Raw genomic sequence first — 26503 nt, forward strand, 5'->3', positions numbered from 1 at the left:
GGATTAACGAATCAATCCACGCGTTGAACGAGCAAAGAAGTCATAGAAAGGTTGCACTTCGCTGTGTTGTTTCGCCAGCTCTTCAATCTCTGGCTTCACTTCATCCAACGTTTTGCCGCTGCGGTACAGCAGCTTGTAAGCATTGCGAATGGCATGCAGCGCTTCTTTGCTAAAGCCGCGACGCTTCAGACCTTCGATATTGATCCCAAACGGCGTTGCGTGATTGCCCTGCGCAATGACGTACGGTGGTACATCCTGCGCGACGCCTGAACAACCGCCAACCATCACGTGAGCACCAATGGTGCACCACTGGTGAACCGCTGTCATGCCGCCAATAATAGCGAAATCATCAACGGTAACGTGCCCACCCAGCGTAGCATTGTTAGCAAAGATGCAGCGGTTGCCAATCACGCAATCATGCGCGATGTGAGCATTCACCATCAGCAGATTATCGCTGCCAATCTTCGTCACATTACCGCCCTGAGTCGTGCCACGATGAACCGTGACGCTTTCGCGGATGCGGTTGCGGTCGCCAATTTCAACGCGCGTGGGTTCACCGGCATATTTCAGATCCTGATTCACTTCACCAATGGAAGCAAACTGGTAGATCTGATTGTCTTTACCGATTCGCGTATGGCCGTTTACGACTACGTGCGATTTAAGTACTGTCCCTTCACCAATTTCCACATGAGCGCCGATAAAACAAAACGGGCCGATATGAACATTGGCACCGATGACGGCACCTTCTTCAATGACAGAACTGGGATGGATATTGGCGGTTGAATCAATCACTTATTATGCCTCCCGGCTACGGGCACACATCATGGTCGCTTCACAGACAATTTTGCCATCAACGGTTGCCACGCCTTTAAAGCGCGTCAGGCCACGACGGGTTTTCTCGAATGTCACTTCCATGATCATCTGATCGCCCGGGACAACCGGACGTTTGAAACGGGCTTCATCGATACCGGCGAAGTAATAGAGTTCGCCGGGTTCCAGTTTGCCAACGCTTTTGAACGCCAGAATACCGGTCGCTTGCGCCATCGCTTCCAGGATCAGAACGCCTGGGAAAATCGGCTTACCAGGGAAATGTCCCTGGAAAAACGGTTCGTTAACAGAAACGTTCTTCACCGCGCGCAGATATTTATGCTCTTCAAAATCCAGCACGCGATCAACCAGCAAGAAAGGATAGCGGTGTGGCAGCAGTTCTAAAATCTCTTCAATTTTCAGAGTATGCGTTTCAGTAGTCAAAATACTCTTCCTGTCCTAAAAAATCTGATGGCAACAATAACACGGCCTGCACCGATCAAAATGATCTTCCGCAGGCCGCAAATCAGTTCGGGGGCGTTTCGCTTACCTAAGATACCTGCTGCCGCGTTCGGGTTGCCCTGAGCGGAAAGAAAGTACGCTTTTTATTATGAAAGCGAATAGCGTGGGATGCGTTTAGTCGTCTTTGCCGACCTTACGTTCGATGGCTTTTAAGCGTTTGCTTATGTCATCGATATTCATCACCAGCGCTGCTGTTTTACGCCAGCTTTTGTTGGGTTGCAGTGGAATACCCGACGAGTATACCCCTGGTTCTGTGATGGGGCGCATTACCATGCCCATGCCCGTTACGGTCACTTTGTCACAGATTTCCATATGGCCGTTAATGACGCTGGCGCCGCCAATCATACAGTAACGTCCAATCTTCAGACTACCCGCCATGATCACACCACCAGCAACCGCGGTGTTATCACCAATCACAACGTTGTGCGCAATCTGACACTGGTTGTCTATGATAACACCATTGCCGATCAGAGTGTTATCCAGTGCGCCGCGATCAATGGTGGTACAGGCGCCAATTTCCACCCGATCACCAATCACTACGGTACCCAGCTGCGGAATTTTCACCCAGTTACCGCGATCGTTAGCATACCCGAAACCATCGGCACCGATGACCGTGCCGGACTGAATCAGACAATCCTGACCAATCTGGATTTCGTGATAAAGGGTGACGTTAGCCCACAAGCGTGAACCACGACCGATACGCGTCTGCTTACCCACAAAACATCCTGCGCCAATAACGACGTCGTCACCCAGCTCAACGCCGGACTCGATCACCGCATTCGCACCCACCGAAACATTCCTACCCAGCTTAGCAGTTGCATCGATCACCGCACTGGGCGCGATATTCTGCGCGGGCTGCGGCGTTGTGTCCAGCAGTTGTGCCATGCGGGCATAAGTTAAGTAAGGATTTTTTACCACCAGGGCGGCCGTTTTACACCACTCCAGATCCGCTTCCGTCAGCACCACGGCTGAAGCCTGAATAGTAGCGAGCTGCTCGCGGTAGCGGCTGTTTGCAAGAAAAGTGATTTGGCCAGTTGTGGCGGATTGCATAGAAGCAATGCCGGAGATGACGATATCGCCATCTCCGTGCAATTCTGCATCCAACTGCTGGGCTAAATCAGCCAGTCGAATTGATGACATCAATTATTTAACCTGTTTAACAACGTCAGCAGTGATGTCTTTAGCATCAGATGAAGAGTACAGAACGGCCTGAGAGTCCAGCACCAGATCGTATCCTCCGCTTTTCGCTACAGACTGAACGGCTGTCTGGATTTTAGCCAGCAGCTTGTTACGTTCTTGCATCTGACGAGTCTGGTTGTCTTTGTCAAAAGCCTGCGCTTTTTGTTCAAAGGCAGCACGCTCAGAAGAAATTTGCTTCTCTTTCTTCGTACGATCGCTTGCTTTCATGGTCGATGCGTTACGCTGCAGATCCTGAATCTCTTGCTGGATCTTTTGCTGCTGAGACTGGAGGTCAGAGGCGCGGCTCTGGAATTCACCCTCAAGTTGCTTAGCAACAGCGGCACGCTGTGGAGACTGCTGGAAGACCTGGCTCAGGTTAACAACAGCAACTTTATCAGCCGCTTGGGCACCCGCAGAAGCAGCTAATGCAACACCCAGAGCAGCGGCACAGAACAACTTTTTCACTATAAACTCCTTACCTCAACGTGTGTGTTTGCAGCGTGTCATCTTATTAAGCGACACGCCTGCAAGACGGTATTTTCACTTCCCTGCTCAGAGCTTTACCAGGTTTTACCAATGTTAAACTGGAACTGCTCTGACTTGTCTCCCTCGACTTTCTTCATTGGCTGGGCGTACGAGAAGACCAGCGGTCCCAACGGCGACATCCACTGCAGTGCCACACCGGCAGAGACGCGAATGTTGTTTGGATCGCTGTAGTCTGGCACACCCGCAGCACGTGTTTCTGCGGTATTCTGCCATTTGGTATCCCAAACGGTACCGGCATCCATAAACACCGAGGTACGTACAGAGTTCGCGTACTTCTCGCTCAGGAATGGCGTTGGCGTAATCAGCTCAAGGCTGGCAATCGCCATCGCGTTACCCCCTACCGCATCATCCGACTTACAAACGCCGTTCGGGTCAGTCAGATTACAGGTAGAAGAATGATCGTTCAGGTACGCTGCTTTAGGACCAATGGTATTGGACTGGAAGCCACGAACCGTGCTCGAACCACCGCCGTAGAAGTTCTCATAGAACGGCATCTCTTTTCCACCGAGTCCGTCACCATATCCAACACGACCACGGCCTAACACCACCCATGTGCCATCGCGGTTAAGCGGCACATATTGCTGGCTGTCCAATGTCGCTTTGTAGAACGCGTTATCGGAGCCTGGAATGGTCACTTTACCGTTCAGGTTGGTGCGGTTACCGCGCGTAGGGAAGAAGCCGCGGTCTAAGGTGTTGTACGTCCAACCGTAGTTGAAGGTGAAGTCATCTGCAGAGAAATCACCGTCATCATTCAAGCCCTGATGACGACCTACTGAATCAAGATAACGCCACATTGCGATCTGAGGACGCATATTGGACAGGTCGTTATGTACATAGCCTAAACCCACGCGCAGCGTATTGTTTTCGTTGACCGGGAAGCCCAGCGTCCCGTCAAGGCCATAACTTTTATTGGTATAGTCAGAAAGATCGGCGTCATCCGCTTTGAAGTCGTTATAGAACAGGCGACCGCCAAGACTCACGCCATCGACCGTAAAGTACGGATCGGTCAGCGAGAATTCAGCATAGGTCTGGTAATCGTTCTTAGTACCGCTGATGCCCACGGTGTTACCGGTGCCGAGCCAGTTTTCCTGGGTCACACCTACCTGGAAGCTCACCCCGCTTTCAGTACCGTAACCGACACCAAAGTTAAAGGTACCGGTATTACGCTCTTTCACCTTGTAGACCACGTCAACCTGATCGGGCGCACCCGGCACGCGTTGCGTATCCACATCGACGGTTTCGAAGTAACCCGTACGGTTCAGACGCTCTTTACCCTGATCAACGAGGTCGCTGCCCAACCAGGCACCTTCCATTTGACGCATTTCACGGCGCAGTACGGAATCTTTTGAGGTGTCGTTACCTTCGAAGCGCACTTTACGCACGTAGTAACGGTTGCCCGCATCCACGTTAATATGCAGCTTGACGGTTTTATCAGCATCGTTAATTTCTGGCTGCGTCACGACACGCGGGTAGGCGTAACCGTAGCGACCCAGCAATTTCTTAATGTCATCTTCCATCTGGGTGACTTTAGTGCCGTTATACAGCTCGCCCGATGGAATTTTGGTCATTTGTTCGATTTCCGCCGAGTGCCCTGCCATGCTGCCGTTCACGATCACGCCGGCAATTTTGTACTGATCGCCTTCGTTAATGTTGACGGTGATGTAGATGCCTTTTTTATCTGGCGTCAGGCTCACTTGGGTAGAATCGATGTTGAAACGCGCATAACCGCGATCCAGATAGAAGCTGCGCAGGGTTTCGAGATCGCCTGCTAACTTCTGCTTCTGGTATTTACGATCGCCCACCACGTTCCACCATGGCACTTCATCGCGCAGTGAGAAGCGCGAAATCAGTTCGTCAGAGCTAAACGCTTTATTACCCACGATGTTGATCTGCTGGATCTGCGCTGAAACGCCTTCCTGGAAGACGAATTTCAGATCAACGCGGTTACGCGGCAGCGGCGTGGCAATCGCTTTGACGCTGGCGGTGTATTTACCGACGCTGTAATAGAAATCTTCCAGCCCCTTCTCGATAGAAGAGAGCGTGGTGCGGTCCAGCGCTTCGCCGACGCGAACGCCAGAAGCCTCAAGATTCTGTTTCAGCTGATCTTCTTTCACCGCTTTGTTGCCGGAGAAAGTGATGTTGGCAATGGTTGGACGTTCTTTCACCTGAACAATCAGGGTTGTACCATCACGCAGAACCTGCACATCTTCAAAGTTACCGGTGGCGAACAGTGAGCGAATGGTATTTCTGACATCATCGTCATTCACCGTATCACCGACGCGTACCGGCATGCTGAGCAGAGCCGCGCCGACGGCGACTCGTTGTAGACCTTCGAAATGAATGTCCTTCACTACGAAATCGTCTGCACCGTAAACGGTGGCGCTGCTAAACAGCAGCGACGCTATGAGCAACTTTTTCATCGCCATCGTTGTTATGCGTTTTCCTAACACATCCCGCGCCTGTATGCGTTCCAGCTATTACAAACGAGAGAAATCATTGAAAAGTGCAAGCCCCATTAACAGCACCAGCAAAATTGAGCCAATGCGATAACTAAAGTCCTGAACTCGCTCGGACACCGGTCCACCTTTGATCTTTTCGATCGCCAGAAAGAGCAGATGACCACCATCTAAAACCGGCAGAGGGAACAGGTTAATGATGCCCAGATTGACGCTGATGAGCGCCAGGAACATCAGGTAATAAATCACCCCGTACTCTGCTGATAACCCGGCACCTTGCGCAATCGAAATTGGCCCGCTCAGATTATTCAGCTTCACATCCCCGATTATCAACTTGCCCAGCATGGAAACTGTCAGCTTCATCAGCTGCCAGGTTTTTACACTGGCTTCGCCGATCGCCGCAAAAGGTCCATACTGCCTTACCGTTTTGTACTCATCGGGCAGCGGAATCACGCGCGGTATAACTCCCGCAAATCCTTCCGCTTCTTTGCCCGGTTTCGCTTCCGGCGTCAGCGTCAACGCCACAGGTTCACCGTTGCGCTCAATATCTAGCGCCATGTTTTTGCCCGGGTTATCCCGCACCTGTGCCGCAAAAGCCTGCCACTGTGACAATGGCTGACCATCGACTTTAACGATCCTATCGCCCGCTTGCAAACCAGCGTTGCTTGCCGGTGAGTTTGCCTGAACTTCAGCTAAGGTCGTTTCGATCTGCGGCCCACGTGGACGAATACCTAAAGCAACCACCGGATCCTGTTTATCTGGTTCAAACTGCCATTCGCGTAAATCTAATTGCTTTTGCTGCGTAGCTTCTTCACCAAATTGCGAGACCGTAAGCGTGGCGTCGCTGTCACCGATTTTGCCGATCAGCGCCATACGCACAGCATCCCAATCAGGCGTTTCGATACCATCTACCGCTTTAAGTTCCATGCCAGAGGTAATTTGCGCTTCAGCGGCAACGGAACCGTTCAGAATTTCACCTACCACTGGGCGTACACCCGGCACGCCGTGGATGAAAACGACCCAATAAGCGAAAATGGCAAAAATGAAGTTAGCGATAGGACCGGCTGCGATGATAGAAGCGCGCTGCAGCACCGTTTTGTTGTTGAAGGCTTGATGACGAAGTTCAGCGGGGACGCTCTCAACGCGTTCATCCAGCATTTTGACGTAGCCGCCAAGGGGGATCAGCGCGATAACATATTCAGTGCCCTGACGATCGGTGCGACGCCACAGCGCCTTACCAAAGCCAATCGAGAAACGTTCAACCTTGACGCCGCAACGGCGCGCGACCCAAAAATGGCCAAATTCGTGCACCGTAATTAGCACGCCCAGCGCCACGATAAAGGCGGCAAAACTCCAAAGTATACTCAACATCGCCTGTTATCCTCAGAGGGTGCGAAACACCAACAGCAGCAGGCAGGCAAATACCGGCACCGCAGCAGTCAGGCTATCAATACGATCGAGGATACCACCGTGCCCCGGGATCAAGTTACCGCTGTCTTTAATGCCCGCTTCACGTTTGAACATGCTTTCCGTAAGGTCGCCCAGTACCGAAGCCAGCGTGGCAATCACGGCGCAGATAATCAGCGTGCCTGGCGCGATCGACAGTGGCGCTAATAGCGCAAACAGCCAGGCAATAAGGGCAGACGACAGGAGGCCACCAAAGAAACCTTCCCAGGTTTTACCCGGTGAGACTTTAGGTGCCAGTTTATGTTTGCCAAACAAACGACCGAACATATAAGCACCGGAGTCGGCGCCCCAGACAATGAACATAACGAACAGCAGCCACCATGCACCGGCGAAGTGATCGGTATCGTAATGATACTGACGCAGCGCCATCATTCCCCAGAAGAAGGGGATCACGGTGAGGAGACCAAATAGCAGACGCAGCGGACGCGATGAGCGCCACAGCGCCGCAGAGGCGGGATAGAACAGCACTAAAAATAGCGCGACAATCCACCATCCCAGCGCGGCCCAAAGCGAGCCTTCCAACTGGAATTGGTGCAGATTGCGTTGATAGGGTTGCAGGCTAAAGAGCATTGCGGACAACAACAGGCCGCATAGCACGGCCAGCCAGATACGCTGCTGGCGCGTCTTCATACCCGCCAGCTGCCCCCATTCCCAGGCAGCAAGCATACAGATGATGATGGTGGTGATCGCAAAACCGTACAGCGGTAACCAGAACAGTGCAGCGATCACCAGCGGAATCAAAATTAACGCGGTGATCAGACGAGACTTCAGCAAAGGTTACCCCCAAATTGCTTAGGCGCCGCCTGGTGCAGTACCGCCATAGCGTCGCTCCCGCGTAGAGAATGCATTCAGTGCACCTTCAAAAACGTGTTCATCAAAATCAGGCCAAAGAACATCGGTAAACCAAAACTCAGCATAGGCGATTTGCCACAGCAGGAAGTTGCTAATCCGATGCTCTCCCCCGGTCCTTATCACTAAATCCACTGGCGCCAGCTCCTGCATGCATAGATACGGAGCCAGGCTTTCTTCGGTAATCTGGTCAGGCCGCAGCAAACCTTCCTGCACCTGTTCAGCCAGTTTTCTGGCACCTTGGATAATATCCCAACGGCCGCCATAATTGGCAGCAATGTTAAGAGTTAGTCCATTATTTTGCTGAGTCAGTTCCTCGGCGCGGCGAATGCGTTCCTGAATACGGTTATTGAAACGGCTGATATCACCAATAATGCGTAGACGCACATTGTGTTTGTGCAGGCTTTTGACTTCGCTGTCGAGCGCCCAAACAAACAGCTCCATTAACGCTGTCACTTCCTGAACCGGACGGCTCCAGTTTTCACTGCTGAACGCATACAGCGTAAGCGCTTCCAGTTTATGACTGACCGCGAAGCTAACAGCCCGACGTACTGATTTTACCCCGGCTTTATGGCCTGAAATACGCAGTTTGCCCTGATTTTTTGCCCAGCGACCATTACCATCCATAATGATGGCCACGTGACGTGGCGTGCAGTACGACTCGTCATCGATTGTATTGTGATTGTTGGACGACATAACGCGTAATAATTCCTTTCATCAGAAATGCTGTGGTTTCTGAATACATTGCGCCTGCAGCAAACTCCGGTAAACACACCGGATGACATCGAAACAATGTCGGGCTGTGAAACGCGAGCGAGCGACTATACCATTTTCACCCAGAGCGAACAAATAGCGGGAACTATCAACCTGCTAAACGAAAGCGCGGTAACAATTCATTGGCACGCGCGCGCGCTAACCGATCAATCTCCATCACCTCGTCAATGCTGCCAGGCTCCTGACACGTCAGAGATGCCAGCACTTCGCTGTTGATGGCGGCAATGTCGGTAAAGCGAATCTGGTGCTGCAGAAAAGCCGCAACCGCCACTTCATTCGCTGCATTCAGCGTCGTCGTAGCGGCCTGACCTGTGGCACAGGCATCAATCGCGAGCTTCAGGCAGGGATAGCGCTCGTAGTCCGGTTCGGCAAACGTCAGCGACTTCATTCGAGTGAAGTCGAGCGGCGTTACGCCCGCAGAGATACGTGCTGGCCAAGCCATGCTGTGCGCTATTGGCGTTCGCATATCCGGTGAACCGAGTTGCGCCAGTACACTGCCGTCGCAATAACGCACCATCGAATGGATAACGGACTGCGGATGCAGGATGACCTCCATCTGCGCGTCAGTTGCATTAAATAGCCAGCGGGCTTCAATGTATTCAAGACCTTTATTCATCATGGTGGCCGAATCAACGGAGATTTTTCGTCCCATTGACCAGTTCGGATGCGCACATGCCTGATCTGGCGACATCGCGGCTAAATCCGCTAATGGCGTGTCACGAAAAGGACCACCCGATCCCGTAAGGAGAATCGACTCGATGCCATTCCCCCGCAGATCAGCGTACCCCAACTGATGCTGTATGGAAGCGGGTAAACTCTGAAAAATGGCATTGTGCTCGCTATCCACCGGCAGCAATTGTGCCTGATGTTGGCGCACTGCCTCCATAAACAGGCGGCCGCATGTGACAAGCGATTCTTTATTGGCGAGCAGCACGGTTTTACCGGCGCGAATCGCCGCCAGGGTAGGTTGCAGACCCGAGGCGCCAACAATCGCTGCCATCACCTGATCCACCTCATCTAGCGCAGCCAGTTCGCACGCGGCCTGAACGCCGGAGAGCACTTCGGTATTCACGTTGAGTGCTTTCAGTCGCTCACGCAGCGCCTGTGCGGACGCCTCATCAGACATCGCGGCATAGCGTGGCTGGAATTGCTGGCACTGTTCAGCCATCAATGCCACATTTTGGCCGGCTACCAGCGCAGTCACCTGATACAGCTCAGGATTCGCGGCAACCACTGCCAGCGTGCTGGTGCCAATTGAGCCGGTCGATCCCAGCAAAGTTAATCGCTTCATCATGCTATCCCTGTGAAGTCGTGGACTGTGACCGCAACAGCGCCGGACACAATGTAAAACGCCGCCAGAGTCGAATACATCTCGTCTCTGAACGGCGTTTTTAAAAAGAAGATGATGGCGTTAGAAATCCATCAGTTCCTTTTCTTTTTCGGCCAATGCCGCATCCACACTTTTGATGTGCGCATCGGTCATTTTCTGGATCTCGTCCTGCGAACGACGTTCGTCGTCTTCGCTGATCTCTTTGTCTTTCAGCAGCGCTTTGATCTTATCGTTCGCGTCGCGGCGGACGTTACGGACAGATACACGACCCTGCTCAGCTTCGCCACGGACGATCTTGATCATATCTTTACGACGCTCTTCCGTCAGCGCTGGCAGCGGCACACGAATGTCGCTACCGGCCGAGCTTGGATTCAGGCCCAGATCAGAAGACATGATGGCTTTCTCTACCGCGGCGCTCAGCGAGCGATCAAATACGTTGATTTTCAACGTACGTGAATCCTCTACCGTGACGCTAGCCACCTGACGCAGCGGCGTAGGTGTACCGTAGTAAGGCACCATAATGCCGTCGAGCAGTGAAGGCGAAGCACGACCGGTGCGCACTTTGCTGATGGTGTTTTTGAATGCATCCACACACTTTTCCATGCGCGTGTCTGCATCTTTTTTAATGTCGTTAATCACGTTGAAACCCTTGGATTCGGTTTGACCTGGCCATTTCCGGGCTAACCGGAAGCGGTATCGATAAACATCGATCATCCTAATTGCTGCGCGATGACAGAGCATCGCGGCAAAAGAATATACCTTATTTTAACCTGCGTCGGGTATTAATGCGTAATCAGGGTGCCTTCTTTTTCACCCATCACTACGCGGCGCAGCGCACCAGGCTTGTTCATGTTGAAGACGCGGATAGGCAGTTTATGGTCACGCGCCAGCGTAAACGCCGCGAGATCCATCACTTTAAGCTCTTTATCCAACACTTCTGCATAGCTCAGCTGATCGTACAGCGTTGCATCCGGATTTTTTACCGGATCTTCAGAGTAGACGCCGTCTACTTTGGTGGCTTTCAGTACCACGTCGGCTTCGATTTCGATACCGCGCAGGCAGGCTGCAGAGTCAGTGGTAAAGAACGGGTTGCCGGTACCGGCCGCAAAGATAACGACGCGGTTATTACGCAGCAGGCTGATCGCTTCTGCCCAGCTGTAGTTGTCGCACACGCCATTCAGTGGAATCGCCGACATCAAACGCGCATTGACATACGCACGGTGCAGCGCATCACGCATTGCCAGGCCATTCATTACCGTTGCCAGCATGCCCATATGGTCGCCGACCACACGGTTCATTCCGGCCTGTGCCAGACCTGCGCCACGGAACAGGTTACCGCCACCAATAACCACACCCACCTGGATGCCCAGTTCAACCAGCTCTTTCACCTCTTGCGCCATGCGGTCAAGCACGCTCGCGTCGATACCAAAACCTTCGGCACCTTGCAGTGCTTCGCCACTCAGTTTTAGCAGGATACGTTGATATACAGGTTTTGCGTTGGTCGCCATGGTCGATTCTTCCTGGAAGATATGATGAAAAGGAGAAATAAAATCTGGTCGATCATCCGTAAAGCACGCGAGAAAAGCTATTGGGATGAGACTGAAAGTGCTGTACTAAATTGCAGGCAAAAAAGAACCGCCTTTTGGCGGTTCTTTCAGACCATTAAGACTGTTTGGACATTGCAGCAACTTCTGCTGCGAAGTCAGATTCAACTTTCTCAATGCCTTCGCCCACTTCGAAGCGGATGAAGTTGATGACGTCAGCGTTTTTCTCTTTCAACGCCTGGCCAACAGTTTTGCTTGGGTCGATAACGAAAGCCTGACCGGTCAGAGAAACTTCGCCGGTGAATTTCTTCATGCGGCCTTCAACCATTTTCTCTGCGATCTCTTTTGGCTTGCCAGACTGCATGGCGATGTCCAGCTGAACCTGGTACTCTTTCTCAACCACATCAGCAGACACGTCTTCTGGCTTAACGAATTCTGGCTTACTTGCAGCGATGTGCATTGCGACTTGCTTGCTCAACTCTTCGTTAGCGCCGGTAGTAGAAACAACGACACCGATGCGTGCGCCGTGCTGATAGCTGTTCAGCTCAGCACCTTCAAGGATAGCAACACGACGGATGTTGATGTTCTCACCGATTTTCGCAACCAGCGCTACGCGTTCTTCTTCGAACTGCGCTTTCAGAGCTTCCACATCGGTAACTTTGCCAGCAGTTGCTGCATCCAGAACTTTGTCAGCAAATGCCTGGAAACCGCCATCTTTAGCAACGAAGTCAGTCTGGCAGTTTACTTCCAGAATTACCGCGTAGCCGTCAGCGATTTTAGTTTTGATCACGCCATCAGCAGCTACGTTGCCTGCTTTCTTAGCAGCTTTGATTGCGCCAGATTTGCGCATGTTCTCAATTGCCAGCTCGATGTCGCCGTTCGCTTCAGTCAGCGCTTTTTTGCAGTCCATCATGCCTGCGCCAGTACGCTCACGCAGTTCTTTTACCAATGCAGCGGTAATATCAGCCATTCCAGAATCCTCGATTCGTCTCTGTGTGTTCACACACTGTCAGAAACTTGTTGCGGAAATTTACTCTGCCCCGCTCTCAAATGTGAGCGTGACAGACTTAGATAAAATAAAGGGGCCTGAACGGCCCCCTTAACAGATAACATCTGATGTCTAAGGGCTCTTAGAAAGAGCGAACCTTATTAAGCTTCAGCAGCTTCTTCAGCCTGCTCAGCCAGATCCTGTGAACGGCCTTCGCGCACGGTAGTGGCAACGGCAGTCAGGTACAGGCTTACAGCACGGATCGCATCGTCGTTACCTGGGATAACGAAGTCAACGCCGTCTGGATCAGAGTTGGTATCAACGATAGCAAATACTGGGATACCCAGGTTGTTTGCTTCTTTGATAGCGATATGCTCGTGATCAGCGTCAACAACGAACAGTGCATCCGGCAGACCGCCCATGTCTTTGATACCGCCCAGGCTGTTTTCCAGCTTGGCCAGTTCGCGAGTGCGCATCAGCGCTTCTTTCTTGGTCAGTTTGTCGAAAGTACCGTCCTGAGACTGAGACTCAAGATCTTTCAGGCGTTTGATTGACTGACGAACGGTTTTCCAGTTAGTCAGCATACCACCCAACCAGCGATGGTTTACGAAGAACTGGTCGCAGCTCAGAGCTGACTCTTTTACCGCTTCGGCAGCAGCGCGCTTAGTACCAACGATCAGGATCTTACCTTTACGGGAAGAGATCTTTTTCAACTCAGCCAGAGCGTCGTTGAACATTGGCACAGTCTGCTCGAGGTTGATGATGTGAACCTTGTTACGTGCGCCGAAGATGAATGGCTTCATTTTCGGGTTCCAGTAACGGGTCTGGTGACCAAAGTGAACACCAGCCTTGAGCATGTCGCGCATTGAAACAGTTGCCATGATTACCTCTAAAGTTTGATTTGGGGTTGGGCCTCCATGTATCCCATACGACCGACCTCTTTCAAGGCACCCCGGCGTATGTGTCGATACATGTGTGTTTTAGTACACATAATGAGTTTTATGCGTTTCCTGCCAGCCAATAACCTGGCGACAGAGAATCGTCGGCGCGCTTTATACCACAATGCGCAGTAATACGCCAATAGTAGTTAGCGGCGAGAGGCGCAGACAATCCCCATTTGGCAGCCCATTTGCTGGCTGCTAACATGTTTGCCACAGAACTCATTATTGTCGAAAATTTCGACGATTGCGGATTAATTTAATGGCTATTTCAATTAAAACCCCTGAAGAAATCGAAAAAATGCGCGTCGCGGGCCGTCTTGCCGCTGAAGTGCTTGAGATGATTGCGCCGCACGTGGTGCCTGGTGTTACCACCGGTGAACTTGACCGCCTCTGTCACGAACATATCACGCAGAAGCAACAGGCCATTTCCGCTTGCCTGGGTTATCACGGCTTCCCGAAATCAGTCTGTATCTCCGTGAATGAAGTGGTCTGTCACGGTATTCCGAGTGACGATCGCGTGCTGAAAGATGGCGATGTCGTGAACGTCGATGTCACGGTGATCAAAGATGAATATCACGGCGACACCTCAAAGATGTTTATCGTCGGTAAACCGACCATTCAGGGCGAGCGCCTGTGTCGCGTCACGCAGGAAAGTCTGTATATCGCGCTGCGTTTGGTAAAACCGGGGATTCGCCTGCGCGAGCTCGGTCGTGCCATTCAGCAGTATGTGGAAGCGCAGGATTTCTCGGTGGTGCGCGAATATTGCGGTCACGGTATCGGCAAAGGCTTCCATGAAGAACCGCAGGTGCTGCATTACGATGCGGACGACAGCGGCGTGGTGCTGCAAGCAGGTATGACCTTCACCATCGAACCGATGGTCAATGCCGGTGATTACCGCATCCGCACCATGAAGGATGGCTGGACCGTGAAAACCAAAGATCGCAGCTTGTCCGCGCAGTATGAGCATACTATTGTGGTCACAGAAAACGGCTGTGAGATTCTGACGCTGCGTGAAGACGACACCATTCCAGCGGTGCTCGAAAACGTCGCGTAATCATCTCCCTGACAGTACCAGGCCGGCTCATAGCCGGCCTTTTTTATGTTTGACGCGTAATGAAGAGGCATGTTGATGAGTGGTAGCGTGACCGAAGCAGTACACAAAGGCCTGACCGATTCCCCCGCCAGCTGGCCCGATGAAGCCCTGACGCGCGACAAGCTCAAACAGTATCTTGAGCAATTCCACCAGCATCTCGGTAGCGCGTTTGATGCGGGCACCGATATCGAATCCCTGATCGATGCGCGCACCCTGTTTATTGACCGCTTACTCCGTCGCCTATGGCGCTTCTTTGGTTTTGATCGGCTGAAAGAGATCGCGCTGGTTGCCGTAGGCGGTTATGGCCGCGGTGAACTGCATCCGCTCTCTGACATTGATGTGCTGATCCTCAGTCGTCAACCGCTGGACGACGCTGCGGCACAGCGCACCAGTGAACTGTTAACGCTGATGTGGGATCTGAAGCTGGAAGTCGGCCACAGTGTGCGCACGTTAGAAGAGTGCTTGCTGGAAGGATTATCCGATCTCACCGTCGCCACTAATCTGATCGAATCGCGCATGCTGACGGGCGACGTGGCGCTGTTTCTCGAGCTGCAAAAGAATATCTTTAGCGATGGTTTCTGGCCATCGTCGCGCTTTTTCGCTGCCAAAATTGAAGAGCAGCAGGAACGCCACCAGCGCTATCACGGCACCAGCTATAACCTCGAACCCGACATCAAAAGCAGCCCGGGCGGCCTGCGCGACATTCACACGCTGCAATGGGTGGCGCGTCGTCACTTTGGTGCCACCACCATGGATGAGATGGTTGGTTTCGGCTTTATCACCGAAGCGGAACGCAATGAAATCAATGAGTGTCAGGAGTTCCTGTGGCGCATTCGTTTTGCGCTGCACTTAACGCTGCCGCGCTATGACAATCGCCTGCTGTTCGATCGTCAGCTAACCGTAGCTCAACGTCTCAACTACCTGGGCGAAGTCAACGAGCCGGTTGAGCGCATGATGAAGGACTTTTACCGCGTTACGCGCCGCATTGGCGAACTCAATCAAATGCTGCTGCAGCTGTTTGATGAGGCCATTTTGGCGCTATCGACCACCGAGAAACCACGCAACCTTGATGATGACTTCCAGATTCGCGGTGACTTAATCGATCTGCGCGATCCCTCGCTGTTTGAGCGCGAACCGCAAGCCATCCTGCGCATGTTTTACGTGATGGTGCGTAACGAAAACATCAAAGGCATTTACTCCACCACCCTGCGCCAGCTGCGCTATGCGCGTCGCCATCTGAAACAGCCGCTGTGCCATATTCCTGAAGCGCGTGAAACCTTTATGGCGATACTGCGTCATCCCGGCGCAGTCAAGCGCGCCCTGGTGCCGATGCATCGTCATAGCGTACTGTGGGCCTATACGCCGCTGTGGGGCAATATCGTCGGCCAGATGCAGTTCGATCTGTTCCACGCTTACACCGTTGATGAACACACCATTCGCGTGCTGCAGAAGCTGGAGAGCTTTGCCGATGAAGCCACGCGACCGATGCATCCGCTGTGCGTAGAACTCTGGCCGCGTCTGCCACAGCCGGAACTGCTGCTGATGGCCGCGCTGCTGCATGATATTGCCAAAGGCCGCAATGGCGATCACTCGATTCTCGGCGCGCAGGATGCGCTGGATTTCGCCGAATTACATGGCCTGAACTCCCGTGAAACGCAGCTGGTTGCCTGGCTGGTACGCCATCATCTGTTGATGTCGGTCACCGCGCAGCGTCGCGACATTCAGGATCCGACCGTAATTCAGCAGTTCGCCGAAGTGATGCAAAACGAAAACCGTCTGCGTTATCTGGCGTGCCTGACGGTGTCTGATATCTGCGCCACCAATGAAAGCTTGTGGAACAGCTGGAAACAGAGCCTGTTGCGCGAGCTGTTCTTTGCCACCGAAAAACAGCTGCGTCGCGGTATGGAAAATAGCCCGGATCTGCGCGAGCGGGTACGTCACCATCGGCTGCAAGCGCTGGCGCTACTGCGCATGGAAAACCTCGACGAAGAGCGCCTGCACCATATCTGGAGCCGCTGCCGCGCCGACTATTTCCTGCGCCACACGCCGAATCAGCTCGCCTGGCACGCGCGTCATTTAATTCATCACGATCTCAACAAACCGCTGGTGTTGGTGAGTCCGCAGGCCACGCGCGGCGGCACCGAAATCTTTATCTGGAGCCCGGATCGCCCGCACCTGTTTGCGGCGGTGGCTGGCGAATTAGATCGTCGCAACCTCAGCGTGCATGATGCGCAAATCTTTACCAGCCGCGACGGCATGGCGATGGATACCTTTATCGTGCTGGAGCCCGATGGCAGCCCGCTGGCCGCTGACCGTCATCCAATGATCATTCACGCGCTGGAGCAAGCCATTACGCAAACTGAGTGGGTGCCGCCGCGTACGCGCCGTCAGTCAGCGCGTCTCAAGCATTTCAGCGTGGATACCGAGGTGAATTTTCTGCCGACGCATACCGATCGCCGCAGCTATCTGGAGTTAGTCGCACTCGATCAGCCTGGCTTGCTGGCGCGCGTGGGAGAAGTGTTCGCCGATTTGGGTGTATCGCTGCACGGTGCGCGCATCAGTACAATTGGTGAGCGGGTTGAGGATCTTTTCATCCTGGCCGATAGCGAGCGGCGTGCGCTGGGGGTCGAAATGCGCGATGTGTTGCAACAGAGGTTGACAGAAGCCCTTAATCCAAACGATAAACTCTGACCTGGCAAATATCATTCACGTTGCAGGTGCGTTGGCTTTCCTCGCTTGACCTGCAGCTTGAATGATTTAGGGTAGATATTTTAATCATGTCCGCATTTACGGACATCCGCTATGACAGAATCAGGAAATAAATATGCAACAGTTACAGAGCGTTATCGAATCTGCCTTTGAGCGCCGCGCCGACATCACGCCATCTAGCGTAGACGGTGCAACCCGTGATGCTATCAACCAGGTTATCGGCCTGCTGGATAGCGGTGAACTGCGCGTGTCTGAAAAGATCAACGGTGAGTGGGTAACGCATCAGTGGCTGAAGAAAGCAGTGCTGTTGTCGTTCCGCATTAACGATAACCAGGTGATGGAAGGTTCTGAAACCCGTTTCTACGACAAAGTGCCGATGAAATTTGCCGGCTGGGACGAAGCGCGCTTCAAAAACGCCGGTTTCCGCGTTGTGCCACCGGCTGCCGTGCGTCAGGGCGCATTCATCGCACGTAACACCGTGCTGATGCCGTCTTACGTCAACATCGGTGCGTACGTCGATGAAGGCACCATGGTAGATACCTGGGCAACCGTGGGTTCATGTGCGCAGATCGGTAAAAACGTCCACCTGTCTGGCGGCGTAGGCATCGGTGGCGTACTGGAGCCGTTGCAGGCAAATCCAACCATCATCGAAGATAACTGCTTCATTGGCGCACGCTCAGAAATCGTTGAAGGCGTGATCGTTGAAGAAGGTTCAGTGATTTCAATGGGTGTTTACATCGGCCAGAGTACCAAAATCTTTGACCGCGAAACCGGCGAAGTGCATTACGGCCGCGTACCGGCGGGTTCGGTGGTGGTTTCCGGCAATCTGCCATCGAAAGATGGTAGCTATAGCCTGTACTGCGCAGTCATTGTGAAGAAAGTGGATGCTAAAACCCTCAGCAAAACAGGCATTAACGAACTGCTGCGCAGCATCGATTAAGTTTATCCTGCCTTAAAATCTTCCTAACGGGCCTGTATTCAGGCCCGTAATCATTTGTTTACACTTCCACCTGAATTACCTGTTTCGCGCCGCGAATTAACCCGTGCGTTTATTTTTCAAACAGTTCATAATCCGCGCCAAGTTAACTCCGGTCGCGCACTGTTCATCCCGGTTTTTGTGTCTACAGTTGATTAAGTATGCCGTAAGCGTTCCGGTTGCCGCGTTTCTGCAGCATCCCGAATGATGATGATAGTCCTGCGCGCTCACCCACTCTTAGATGGAATATAAACGCTATGTACGACAACCTGAAAAGCTTAGGTATCAGCAACCCTGACGACATCGACCGTTACAGCCTGCGTCAGGAAGCTAACAACGACATTCTTAAAATCTACTTCCGCAAAGACAAAGGTGAATTCTTCGCGAAAAGCGTGAAATTCAAATATCCGCGTCAGCGCAAAACCGTCGTCGCCGATCACACCAGCCAGGGTTACAAAGAAGTGCAGGAAATCAGCCCGAACCTGCGTTATGTGATTGATGAGCTGGACCAGATTTGCCAGCGCGATCAGGTTGAAGTGGATCTGAAACGTAAAATTCTGGCGGATCTGCGTCATCTGGAAAGCGTCGTGTCAAATAAGATCGCGGAGATCGAATCTGACCTCGACCAGCTGACTCGCAACGGTCGTTGATTTTAGCGTGTTTGATAAGAGGCCAGCCGATGCTGGCCTTTTTTATGGCTGCTGAAAAGGCAGCGAAAGCAGCCAGGTATCGCGCTGCGCCTGCATCACCGCTCCCCTGCTCTTTTTATCTGTCGACCAGTGCGCCTGCGCGATCCACTGCTGATAACGGGGCTGCTGCAAACTGTTGTCGGCGATAGACAGTAATGGGATCAGCCGCTGGCTCACCCGATCGCGGTTTTTCCACGGCCAGGCTTTTTGCTCATCGCTATACGGCGCTATAGCATCCAGCGCATCCAGCAACGATCCGCTTTGCTGGCGGCTATGCCATAAATCACCCAGCCCCGCTTTGCTGGCCAACTGCGCCATTGCGGTCAACGCCTGCAGATTAAAATAGCTGTAATGGAACGATCGCGTACGTGCCAGCTCGGCTGGCTGGCTACCATCAGCACGAATTTGCATGGCCATTTTGCTGCGCGCCAGCTGTACCATCGCGGTTACCGTTGCACGATCGTCCAGATACCATGCGATCCCAGCCACCTGAGCGCAATACCAGCTGCCATGGTTATTTTCCGCCGCCGCTTCCTCAAGCGCCAGCGGGCTGCGCTGTAGCCAATGCAGATAATCAGTAAACCACTGCCGCATCACCTTTTCATCTGCTGGCTGCCAGCCCGGCGCGGCGCGCAACAGCGTCAATGCATCCACCACACGCGTGGCAAAATAGCGCCCATCCAGTACGCCATCATGACGACCAGCGGACCGGCCTGGTATGCCTTGCGCAAAATTAAGATTGGGATTCATCCGGCTAGCGGGCTCGATAAACCAGTGGCGCATCATCGCCAGCGCTTTATCTGCATAGCGTCGCTCGCCGGAGAAGTACCAGGCCAGCGTCAACGCCTGAAAGTCAGCGGTAAAACGCGCCAGGCGCACGCCATCGCTTTGCGCGTTTTTACTGGCGGGATTGACTTCACCATCGCGGCGCTGCCAAGGTAGGCCATCCGCCTTGCTGGCGTCTGGCCACCAGTAGGCGCTTAAACTTAAATAATCCTGCTTTGAACCGCTGGGTGGCAGCATGCCCTTATCGGTGACGCTGGGATTAGGGTGCTTCAGCGCCTTATCCGCCTGCTGTTGCAGTTGCTGCCAGCTATCGAGCGTGGGCGGCGCAGCCTGGTGTTGTGCGAGCTGCTGCTTCACCCGCTGAAGATCGGATAAGGAGAGGAAAGCCGGATCGTTGGCAAAACTTAGTGCACTACAAACCCACAACAGCAGAACCCAGGCGTTCTTCATCAACTTTGCTCATCCAGTTGTAACGCCACGTACAGCAGCAAACGATCGTCAAAGTTGCCCAGATCGAGTCCGGTCAGTTCAGAGATACGATTGAGGCGATACTCCAGCGTATTGCGGTGAATAAATAGCGCGCGCGCCGTCGCGCTGGGCTGTACATTATGACTGAACCATGCCACCAGCGTACGTCGCAGCAAACCATTGTTATCCATGCTTTTTAGTTTAGCCAGCGGGCGCGCCAGTTCGTTGGCTTGCCAGCCGCCGCGCAAACTGTCGAGCAGTACCGGCAGCACCAGATCCTGATAAAAATAACTGCGCTGCTCCGGCATACGCTGCTTCCCCACCATCATGGTGGTACGCGCCGTGCGATACGAACGCGCAATACTGCCAGGACCGGTGAAATAGTTACCGAGCGCAATACGCATGCGCACCTGGCCACTCTCTTTCATACGTTGCAGCAGTTGATCAACGCGACGTCGATGGTCGTCCTGATCGTAGCGACCATGCGCATTGAGCGCCGGTTTCAGCACCACCATTTCGGTGAGTGAGACAATGGCAATCAGATTGTCGCGCTCAGGCGTCGTCAGCAAGGTTTGCAGTTGCTGCAATTCTGACATGGCGCTATCTACGCCAAGCTGGCCGCTATCAACCTCAACCACCGCCACCACACGCGGCTGATTGAGATCGATGCCAAGCCGCTGTGCCCATTCACTCAGTGCCGGTGAAAGGGTTTCACTGCGCACCAGATTCAGGACCAGCTCTTCACGTAGTCGACTGTCTTGCGCCAGCATATGCAGTAAGCGAGCCTGCTCGAGCATCATTTCAGCGGTCATGCACACCAATTCACCGTAGTGACGCAGCGTTGCTGGCTGCCCGGTTAAACCGATAACGCCAACGATTTCGCCATCAATCCGCAGCGGTAAATTAATACCGGGACGTACCCCGTGCAGGTGTTTTGCTACGGCTTCGTCGATGTCCACCACGCGGCCTTGTGACAGCACCAGCAGTGCCCCTTCGTGCAATTCGCCAATACGCTCACGATCGCCACTGCCGATAATACGACCACGCGCATCCATCACGTTGACGTTGCTATCAATAATTTGCATCGTGCGCGCAACAATATCCTGAGCCAGTCGCGCATCGAGATGATAGGTGGCCATCAATCACTCCGAAGATAAGGACGAACGGACAGAATACGCATCCGTAATCGCGCTGACATTGTGCAACTGCCCATAGCCGAAGGGAGAATGCCGAATATGCGGCGGCCGTCACATTCAGTACCGGGCATTTGCACAGGCATTAAAAAGGCGAGCCTAAGCTCGCCTCTCATTTACTGCCTGAAACTTACTGCATCAGCAGATACAGGCTACTATCACCACGCTGTACATTCAGTGCCAGTACGGAAGGTTTAGTGTCGAGAACTTTGCGCAGCTCGCCAAGATTGGCCACCGCTTGCTGGTTCACGCCTAAAATCACGTCACCTTTTTTCAGACCAATACGCGCCGCTGCACTTCCCGCCTTCACGTTATCAACGCGCACGCCTTTCTGGCCGTTGCTGTCGATGTTGCTGAGATCGGCACCTTCAATGCCGGTGTAAATGGTGGCGGACTGTACTTTGTCCTGCGAGCTCTGCTGCAGTTCAACCGTAACGCTCACAGGTTTCCCCTCACGCAGCAGGCCCAATTGCAACTTGGTGCCTACCGGCAGCGAACCAACTTCCGCACGCAGCGCGGCGAAGCTGGTCAATGCTTTGCCATTCATTGACACCACGACGTCGCCGGCTTTCACACCCGCTTTAGCGGCGGCTGAGTTTGGCAGCACCTGACTAACGAAGGCACCGCGCTGTGCGTCGACTTTCATCGCTTTCGCCAGTTCGGAATTCAGCTCGGTACCCATAATGCCCAGCTCGCCACGTTTCACCTGGCCATATTCCACCATCTGCGCCGTCAGGTTTTTCACCATTGAGCTTGGGATAGCAAAGCCGATGCCGATGTTGCCACCGTCCGGCGCCAGAATCGCAGTGTTAATACCGATCAGTTCACCATTAAGGTTAACCAGTGCGCCACCGGAGTTGCCGCGGTTAATGGCCGCATCGGTCTGGATAAAGTTCTCATAATTCTCAACGTTCAGGCCGCTACGGCCCAGCGCTGAAACAATCCCCGACGTGACGGTTTCGCCGAGGCCGTAAGGGTTACCAATCGCGACGGTGTAATCTCCGACACGCAGATCGTCAGAATTGGCAATCTTAATCGCCGTAAGATTTTTGGCGTCCTCCAGCTGAATCAGTGCGATATCAGACTGCGGATCTTTGCCGATCACTTTGGCGTCGTAGCGACGACCATCGCTCAGCTGAACCTGAATTTTGGTGGCGTTATCCACAACGTGGTTGTTAGTCACCACATAGCCTTTGTCGGCGTTGATCACGACGCCAGAACCCAGCGCGCGGAATTGCTGTTTCTGCGCGTTAGCCCCGCCATCGGCGCCACCGTCACCCCCGCCGTTCTGGCACATGGGCGAACTCTGGAAAGGTGAGCCGTCCTGGCAGAAGGGTGAATTATCACCAAAGAATTGCTGGAACTGCTGCGGCATGCGCGGCGTTTTCACCGTGGTGCTGCCTTCAACGCTGATACTCACTACGGAAGGCATGACTTTTTCCAGCATCGGTGCCAGGCTTGGCAACTGTTGGCTCGAGGAAGACGCCGTCTCCGCCGCGAACGCACTCACAGGGCTCAATGCCATGCCAAGACTCAGCGCCAGCGCACTTAACATTAAGGTGCTTTTTTTCATTTTTCTCTGTCTCTCTAAGATTTAGGGCAGACCATTGCTGTGGCCGTGATGATGAGATTAAGTTTGTAGCGCGAAGTTCCTAATAAAGTTTTAGGGAAAGGTAAAAAATTGTTCTTCATCTTTACAAAACCCCGCTTATTCAACCGCCATTAAACGGCGATATTCATCCCATGCATAATTGTCCGTCATTCCACTAATGTAATCCTGAATCAGGCGTGCACGATAATAACGTTCCCACAACAAACGCTCATATTTATGCTCAACAATTAATGCACGCATGTGCTGTTGATACGCTTTGCGATGTTTTCCAGAGAGCTTATGAAACAACCGCGTTTCAATAGGATGCTTTGCCAGAAAATCTTCGTTCATCAGGGTGGTGAATTGTTCATAATCCAGTAGCAGCAAAGATTGATATATCTCAAGCAATCCTTTAATTACGCGATAACCCTGTAATTCTAACTGCTCAACTTCCGGATGATTAAATACGTGCTGGCGCGCGACGGTCTTAAATAATTTAAGCAAACGCCCTTCTTCACCATCATCTTCCAGCAATGCGTGATTAAAATCCCCTTCATAAATCGCAGGAAGGTTATCGATAAAACGACGTACCGCATGGCTCACTAATACGTTTTGCACATTAACCCGTAGCGACATAAAGAATTGATCGCTAATGCTGCGACGCTTTTTCTGATTAGCTTCTTTCCAGGCATCACCAATGGTGCGGCTGAATACATCGCCATTTTTTACCGGCCCCCACGCCTCAATGAGATGCTTATACAATGTTTCAACATGGAAAATATCTTTTTCTACGGCGTCATCCAGGTCGGCAATACAATAAGAGATGTCATCAGCGGCTTCCATTATCCAGGTCAGCGGAAAACGGTGATGTTCTTTAATATTCGTCGCCTCACGCAGCTCAGCTACATATTCCCGCTCTGATAAGTAGAAACCCGGCTTTTTCATTAGAACGCTGAATGCCTCAGGTTTATCTCCCTGCCACCAGGCAGGCGCGGTGTATTTCAGAATACAGGCGACCTGTGCATAGCTAAGATTAAGCTGCAGCAGCGTATGCACCAGACGAATGGCTTGCGCATTGCCTTCAAAATGGCACAAATCCTGACGAATCATGGCATTTAATTGGTCAAACGCTGAGCGTTCGGCCTCATCGGCAACGCCCGCTACCAGCGGGTCGACGAGCTCGGCAGACAAATTATCGTCGAACCAGTCATTGATCGCTGCTTCACCAAAATGTCCAAATGGCGGATTGCCGACATCGTGCAGCAGACAAGCCATCTCAATCAGGCTTTCAAATGCCCCTTCAAACTCATCCAACCCATAATTGGCCAGCCCGCCGCCCTGCGTTTTCAGCGCTTGCAGAATCTCTTTGGTGATATAGCGTCCGGTTTGCTGCACTTCCAACGAGTGTGTCAGACGCGAACGTACCGCGGCATTCCTTTCAAGCGGGAAAACCTGGGTTTTCTGTTGCAGACGCCGAATCGCAGCGGAGTTAATAATGCGCCCGCGATCGCTTTCAAAGTGGCGCGTAATAAAGTATTCCCCTTCGGGATCTTTGCGGCTGGTATAAGGGCGGGTGAAACTGATCTTCTTCCTGAAATTGATCGTCGCCATAATTACCCCTTATTTTTTCGTGAATTCTTCCTCAATCAGCCATGTTAGACTATGCCTCACTTTTGCGGGCTACATCCATTAAATTAGCGAGATTGTTATGAAAGTAGGCATTATTGGCGCGATGGAGCAGGAAGTTACCCTGCTGCGTGACAAAATTGAAAACCGTCAGACGCTGACGCTGGCTGGCTGCGAAATTTACACCGGCACGCTGAACGGTGTTGAAGTGGCACTGCTGAAATCAGGCATTGGTAAAGTCGCTGCCGCGCTAGGTACCACCCTGCTGCTTGAACTGTGCAAGCCGAATGTCGTGATCAATACCGGTTCCGCGGGCGGATTAGCGCCAACGCTGAAAGTAGGCGATATCGTGGTTTCAGATGAAGTGCGCTACCACGATGCTGATGTTACCGCCTTCGGTTACGAGCCTGGCCAGATGGCCGGCTGTCCGGCAGCGTTCGTCGCGGATAGCAAACTGATTACCGCCGCTGAGCAAGTAATAAAGCAACTCGACCTCAACGCGGTGCGTGGCTTGGTGGTGAGCGGTGATGCGTTTATCAACGGGGCTGAACCACTGGCGCGCATTCGTACTACCTTCCCGCAGGCAATTGCCGTGGAAATGGAAGCGACCGCGATTGGCCACGTTTGCCATCAGTTCAAGGTACCATTTGTGGTAGTGCGAGCCATTTCTGACGTTGCCGATCAGGAATCACACCTGAGCTTCGACGAGTTTCTCAGCGTTGCGGCGAAACAATCCTCCCTGATGGTAGAAAACCTGCTGGTTCAACTGGCGCGTGGCTAAATATGTGCTGCTGGGGCTATTGCTGCTGTGCAATAGCCTGCTTGCCGCTGCGCCGCGGGTTGTCACCCTTTCACCGCATCTTACCGAGTTGGCCTTCGCCGCTGGCATTACGCCGGTAGCGGTCAGCACCTACTCTGATTATCCCGCCCAGGCCAACGGGCTGGAGCAGGTGGCGAACTGGCAAGGCATCAAGGTGGAGCGCATTCTGCAACTCAAGCCGGACGTGGTGCTGGCGTGGCGCGGTGGCAATCCACAGCGGCAAATCGAACAGCTGCAACGTTTCGGCATTAAAGTTGAGTGGATCGATCCGCAGACCATCGATCAAATGATTGATGCGCTGGCGGCGTTACAGCAGTGGAGTCCGCGGCCGCAGCAGGCCATTGATGCGGCGCAAGCGTTGCGGAAACAGGAAGCGGAATTACGACAGCAGTATCAGCAAAGCACGCCAGTTCCGCTGTTTCTGCAGTTTGGCCAGCAGCCGCTGTTTACGGCTTCACGTAATACTCTGCAAAATCAGGTCATTGAGCTGTGTGGTGGGAAGAACATTTTTGCCGATAGCAGCGTGAGCTGGCCGCAGGTGAGCCGTGAACAGGTGCTGATGCGCCATCCGCAGGTGATTGTGATGGGGGGAGACGCTGCACACGCCGTCAGCATTGCCAGATTCTGGCAGCCCCAGCTCAATGTGCCGGTGATCGCCATCAATGATGATTGGTTAAGTCGCCCCGGTCCACGTATGCTGCTGGCAGCAAAACAGCTGTGTACAGCTTTACATCCGACGAAAAAAAATACCGAAAAAGAGTAAAGATTCGGCAAAAATTGTCGAAAATCAGAATACAAGGCACTGCAGCCACGTATGCTCTGTGCCCCTTTAGCGCGTAGCGCAATTTTGTCTTCACCAGGAACTAACCATGACCAGAGCTCTGCTGCTGGCCATAGGGCTTATGATTGCTGCGCCACTGAGTGCAGCAACGTCCACCGGCTCTATTGCCGTCGCGTTGACGCTATTCTCGCGTTGCGACATCTCGCGCCAGAATGAACACACGCTGCCGACTATTGATTGTGGTCGTCACTTTAGCGCGCAGCCGCGTATCACCGAACGCGTATTAAAACGCGACGCCAAACGCCGTGAATCGGCACGCTTAGTCACTATTGAGTGGTAAAGATCTGGCTACCGGGACGGCAGCCAGA

At 52.9% G+C, this 26503-nt stretch carries 24 protein-coding genes; 7 read left to right on the forward strand and 17 right to left on the reverse strand.

From position 1 onward, the window contains the following. Positions 1 to 3: 3 nt before the first annotated feature. From lpxA to rpsB, 13 genes are all read right to left on the reverse strand, one after another. Positions 4 to 792, reverse strand: coding sequence for an acyl-ACP--UDP-N-acetylglucosamine O-acyltransferase (gene lpxA, locus ACIP6T_RS14655; RefSeq protein WP_097094868.1), 789 nt, complete (start codon positions 790 to 792; stop codon positions 4 to 6). Between the two features lie 3 nt (positions 793 to 795). Beyond that, positions 796 to 1251, reverse strand: coding sequence for a 3-hydroxyacyl-ACP dehydratase FabZ (fabZ, locus tag ACIP6T_RS14660; RefSeq protein WP_007893924.1), 456 nt, complete (start codon positions 1249 to 1251; stop codon positions 796 to 798). Between the two features lie 192 nt (positions 1252 to 1443). Beyond that, the gene (gene lpxD, locus ACIP6T_RS14665; RefSeq protein WP_097094869.1) at positions 1444 to 2469 is read right to left on the reverse strand and encodes a UDP-3-O-(3-hydroxymyristoyl)glucosamine N-acyltransferase; all 1026 of its coding nucleotides are present in this window, start codon (positions 2467 to 2469) and stop codon (positions 1444 to 1446) included. 3 nt (positions 2470 to 2472) lie between these two features. Continuing rightward, positions 2473 to 2973 carry an OmpH family outer membrane protein gene (locus ACIP6T_RS14670; RefSeq protein WP_097094870.1) on the reverse strand — a complete coding sequence of 167 codons (501 nt, stop codon included), beginning with the start codon at positions 2971 to 2973 and terminating at the stop codon, positions 2473 to 2475. Between the two features lie 95 nt (positions 2974 to 3068). Continuing rightward, positions 3069 to 5480: an outer membrane protein assembly factor BamA gene (bamA, locus tag ACIP6T_RS14675; RefSeq protein ID WP_345829928.1), complete on the reverse strand. Its 2412-nt coding sequence runs from the start codon at positions 5478 to 5480 to the stop codon at positions 3069 to 3071. Positions 5481 to 5531: 51 nt separating this feature from the next. After that, positions 5532 to 6881, reverse strand: coding sequence for a sigma E protease regulator RseP (rseP, locus tag ACIP6T_RS14680; protein WP_345827236.1), 1350 nt, complete (start codon positions 6879 to 6881; stop codon positions 5532 to 5534). 12 nt (positions 6882 to 6893) lie between these two features. Then, positions 6894 to 7751, reverse strand: coding sequence for a phosphatidate cytidylyltransferase (cdsA, locus tag ACIP6T_RS14685; RefSeq protein ID WP_400457968.1), 858 nt, complete (start codon positions 7749 to 7751; stop codon positions 6894 to 6896). An 18-nt stretch (positions 7752 to 7769) separates the two neighbouring features. Then, on the reverse strand, positions 7770 to 8522 hold the full coding sequence (gene ispU, locus ACIP6T_RS14690; RefSeq protein ID WP_097094874.1) for a (2E,6E)-farnesyl-diphosphate-specific ditrans,polycis-undecaprenyl-diphosphate synthase: 753 nt from the start codon (positions 8520 to 8522) through the stop codon (positions 7770 to 7772). A 166-nt stretch (positions 8523 to 8688) separates the two neighbouring features. Further along, positions 8689 to 9891, reverse strand: a complete 1203-nt coding sequence (gene ispC / locus ACIP6T_RS14695; RefSeq protein WP_176519198.1) for a 1-deoxy-D-xylulose-5-phosphate reductoisomerase — start codon at positions 9889 to 9891, stop codon at positions 8689 to 8691. Between the two features lie 120 nt (positions 9892 to 10011). Next, complete coding sequence (frr, locus tag ACIP6T_RS14700; RefSeq protein ID WP_097097592.1) at positions 10012 to 10569, reverse strand: ribosome recycling factor; 558 nt, start codon at positions 10567 to 10569, stop codon at positions 10012 to 10014. 143 nt (positions 10570 to 10712) lie between these two features. Next, a complete protein-coding gene (pyrH, locus tag ACIP6T_RS14705; protein WP_007893903.1) occupies positions 10713 to 11438 on the reverse strand; it encodes a UMP kinase in 726 nt (241 codons plus the stop codon). Between the two features lie 154 nt (positions 11439 to 11592). Continuing rightward, positions 11593 to 12444 carry a translation elongation factor Ts gene (tsf, locus tag ACIP6T_RS14710; protein ID WP_097094876.1) on the reverse strand — a complete coding sequence of 284 codons (852 nt, stop codon included), beginning with the start codon at positions 12442 to 12444 and terminating at the stop codon, positions 11593 to 11595. 179 nt (positions 12445 to 12623) lie between these two features. After that, a complete protein-coding gene (rpsB, locus tag ACIP6T_RS14715; RefSeq protein ID WP_007893898.1) occupies positions 12624 to 13343 on the reverse strand; it encodes a 30S ribosomal protein S2 in 720 nt (239 codons plus the stop codon). Between the two features lie 319 nt (positions 13344 to 13662). Here rpsB and map point away from each other — a divergent pair, with 319 nt between their 5' ends. The 4 genes from map (at position 13663) to ACIP6T_RS14735 (ending at position 18831) form a co-directional block, all read left to right on the forward strand. Further along, positions 13663 to 14457, forward strand: a complete 795-nt coding sequence (gene map / locus ACIP6T_RS14720; RefSeq protein WP_097094877.1) for a type I methionyl aminopeptidase — start codon at positions 13663 to 13665, stop codon at positions 14455 to 14457. A gap of 75 nt (positions 14458 to 14532) precedes the next feature. Next, a complete protein-coding gene (gene glnD, locus ACIP6T_RS14725) occupies positions 14533 to 17187 on the forward strand; it encodes a bifunctional uridylyltransferase/uridylyl-removing protein GlnD (RefSeq protein ID WP_097097593.1) in 2655 nt (884 codons plus the stop codon). 133 nt (positions 17188 to 17320) lie between these two features. Next, complete coding sequence (dapD, locus tag ACIP6T_RS14730; RefSeq protein WP_049851491.1) at positions 17321 to 18145, forward strand: 2,3,4,5-tetrahydropyridine-2,6-dicarboxylate N-succinyltransferase; 825 nt, start codon at positions 17321 to 17323, stop codon at positions 18143 to 18145. 293 nt (positions 18146 to 18438) lie between these two features. Continuing rightward, positions 18439 to 18831, forward strand: a complete 393-nt coding sequence (locus ACIP6T_RS14735; protein WP_097094878.1) for a DUF3461 family protein — start codon at positions 18439 to 18441, stop codon at positions 18829 to 18831. Between the two features lie 42 nt (positions 18832 to 18873). Here ACIP6T_RS14735 and ACIP6T_RS14740 read toward each other — a convergent pair whose 3' ends face one another. The 4 genes from ACIP6T_RS14740 to dgt all read right to left on the reverse strand — a co-directional run bounded on the left by ACIP6T_RS14740 (position 18874) and on the right by dgt (position 24519). Continuing rightward, entirely contained in the window at positions 18874 to 20106 is a 1233-nt protein-coding gene (locus tag ACIP6T_RS14740; RefSeq protein ID WP_345827239.1) for an alginate lyase family protein, read from the reverse strand. After that, entirely contained in the window at positions 20106 to 21263 is a 1158-nt protein-coding gene (locus ACIP6T_RS14745) for a CdaR family transcriptional regulator (RefSeq protein WP_097094880.1), read from the reverse strand. The genes ACIP6T_RS14740 and ACIP6T_RS14745 overlap by 1 nt, the downstream gene beginning before the upstream one ends. Positions 21264 to 21447: 184 nt before the next feature. Continuing rightward, positions 21448 to 22890, reverse strand: coding sequence for a serine endoprotease DegP (degP, locus tag ACIP6T_RS14750; RefSeq protein WP_400457969.1), 1443 nt, complete (start codon positions 22888 to 22890; stop codon positions 21448 to 21450). A gap of 135 nt (positions 22891 to 23025) precedes the next feature. Further along, a complete protein-coding gene (gene dgt / locus ACIP6T_RS14755; RefSeq protein ID WP_345827241.1) occupies positions 23026 to 24519 on the reverse strand; it encodes a dGTPase in 1494 nt (497 codons plus the stop codon). A gap of 97 nt (positions 24520 to 24616) precedes the next feature. Between dgt and mtnN the strand changes: the two genes are divergently transcribed. The 3 genes from mtnN to ACIP6T_RS14770 all read left to right on the forward strand — a co-directional run bounded on the left by mtnN (position 24617) and on the right by ACIP6T_RS14770 (position 26475). Further along, entirely contained in the window at positions 24617 to 25315 is a 699-nt protein-coding gene (mtnN, locus tag ACIP6T_RS14760; RefSeq protein WP_345827242.1) for a 5'-methylthioadenosine/S-adenosylhomocysteine nucleosidase, read from the forward strand. Beyond that, the gene (gene btuF / locus ACIP6T_RS14765) at positions 25308 to 26117 is read left to right on the forward strand and encodes a vitamin B12 ABC transporter substrate-binding protein BtuF (protein ID WP_345827243.1); all 810 of its coding nucleotides are present in this window, start codon (positions 25308 to 25310) and stop codon (positions 26115 to 26117) included. The genes mtnN and btuF overlap by 8 nt, the downstream gene beginning before the upstream one ends. Before the next feature lie 106 nt (positions 26118 to 26223). After that, positions 26224 to 26475 (forward strand): hypothetical protein, encoded by a 252-nt coding sequence (locus ACIP6T_RS14770; protein WP_345827244.1) that lies wholly within the window; start codon positions 26224 to 26226, stop codon positions 26473 to 26475. Positions 26476 to 26503 lie beyond the last annotated feature (28 nt).

It is taken from the genome of Pantoea sp. NPDC088449 (genome assembly GCF_044753225.1).
Taxonomy (GTDB): Bacteria; Pseudomonadota; Gammaproteobacteria; order Enterobacterales; family Enterobacteriaceae; genus Pantoea; species Pantoea floridensis.

Excerpts from the sequence above, each read along its gene's own strand:
- lpxD (WP_097094869.1), bottom strand. The coding sequence starts at position 2,469 with ATGTCATCAATTCGACTGGCTGATTTAGCCCAGCAGTTGGATGCAGAA.
- bamA (WP_345829928.1), bottom strand. The coding sequence starts at position 5,480 with ATGGCGATGAAAAAGTTGCTCATAGCGTCGCTGCTGTTTAGCAGCGCC.
- rseP (WP_345827236.1), bottom strand. The coding sequence starts at position 6,881 with ATGTTGAGTATACTTTGGAGTTTTGCCGCCTTTATCGTGGCGCTGGGC.
- ispU (WP_097094874.1), bottom strand. The coding sequence starts at position 8,522 with ATGTCGTCCAACAATCACAATACAATCGATGACGAGTCGTACTGCACG.
- ispC (WP_176519198.1), bottom strand. The coding sequence starts at position 9,891 with ATGAAGCGATTAACTTTGCTGGGATCGACCGGCTCAATTGGCACCAGC.
- pyrH (WP_007893903.1), bottom strand. The coding sequence starts at position 11,438 with ATGGCGACCAACGCAAAACCTGTATATCAACGTATCCTGCTAAAACTG.
- tsf (WP_097094876.1), bottom strand. The coding sequence starts at position 12,444 with ATGGCTGATATTACCGCTGCATTGGTAAAAGAACTGCGTGAGCGTACT.
- rpsB (WP_007893898.1), bottom strand. The coding sequence starts at position 13,343 with ATGGCAACTGTTTCAATGCGCGACATGCTCAAGGCTGGTGTTCACTTT.
- map (WP_097094877.1), top strand. The coding sequence starts at position 13,663 with ATGGCTATTTCAATTAAAACCCCTGAAGAAATCGAAAAAATGCGCGTC.
- glnD (WP_097097593.1), top strand. The coding sequence starts at position 14,533 with ATGAGTGGTAGCGTGACCGAAGCAGTACACAAAGGCCTGACCGATTCC.
- dapD (WP_049851491.1), top strand. The coding sequence starts at position 17,321 with ATGCAACAGTTACAGAGCGTTATCGAATCTGCCTTTGAGCGCCGCGCC.
- ACIP6T_RS14735 (WP_097094878.1), top strand. The coding sequence starts at position 18,439 with ATGTACGACAACCTGAAAAGCTTAGGTATCAGCAACCCTGACGACATC.
- ACIP6T_RS14740 (WP_345827239.1), bottom strand. The coding sequence starts at position 20,106 with ATGAAGAACGCCTGGGTTCTGCTGTTGTGGGTTTGTAGTGCACTAAGT.
- ACIP6T_RS14745 (WP_097094880.1), bottom strand. The coding sequence starts at position 21,263 with ATGGCCACCTATCATCTCGATGCGCGACTGGCTCAGGATATTGTTGCG.
- degP (WP_400457969.1), bottom strand. The coding sequence starts at position 22,890 with ATGAAAAAAAGCACCTTAATGTTAAGTGCGCTGGCGCTGAGTCTTGGC.
- dgt (WP_345827241.1), bottom strand. The coding sequence starts at position 24,519 with ATGGCGACGATCAATTTCAGGAAGAAGATCAGTTTCACCCGCCCTTAT.
- mtnN (WP_345827242.1), top strand. The coding sequence starts at position 24,617 with ATGAAAGTAGGCATTATTGGCGCGATGGAGCAGGAAGTTACCCTGCTG.
- ACIP6T_RS14770 (WP_345827244.1), top strand. The coding sequence starts at position 26,224 with ATGACCAGAGCTCTGCTGCTGGCCATAGGGCTTATGATTGCTGCGCCA.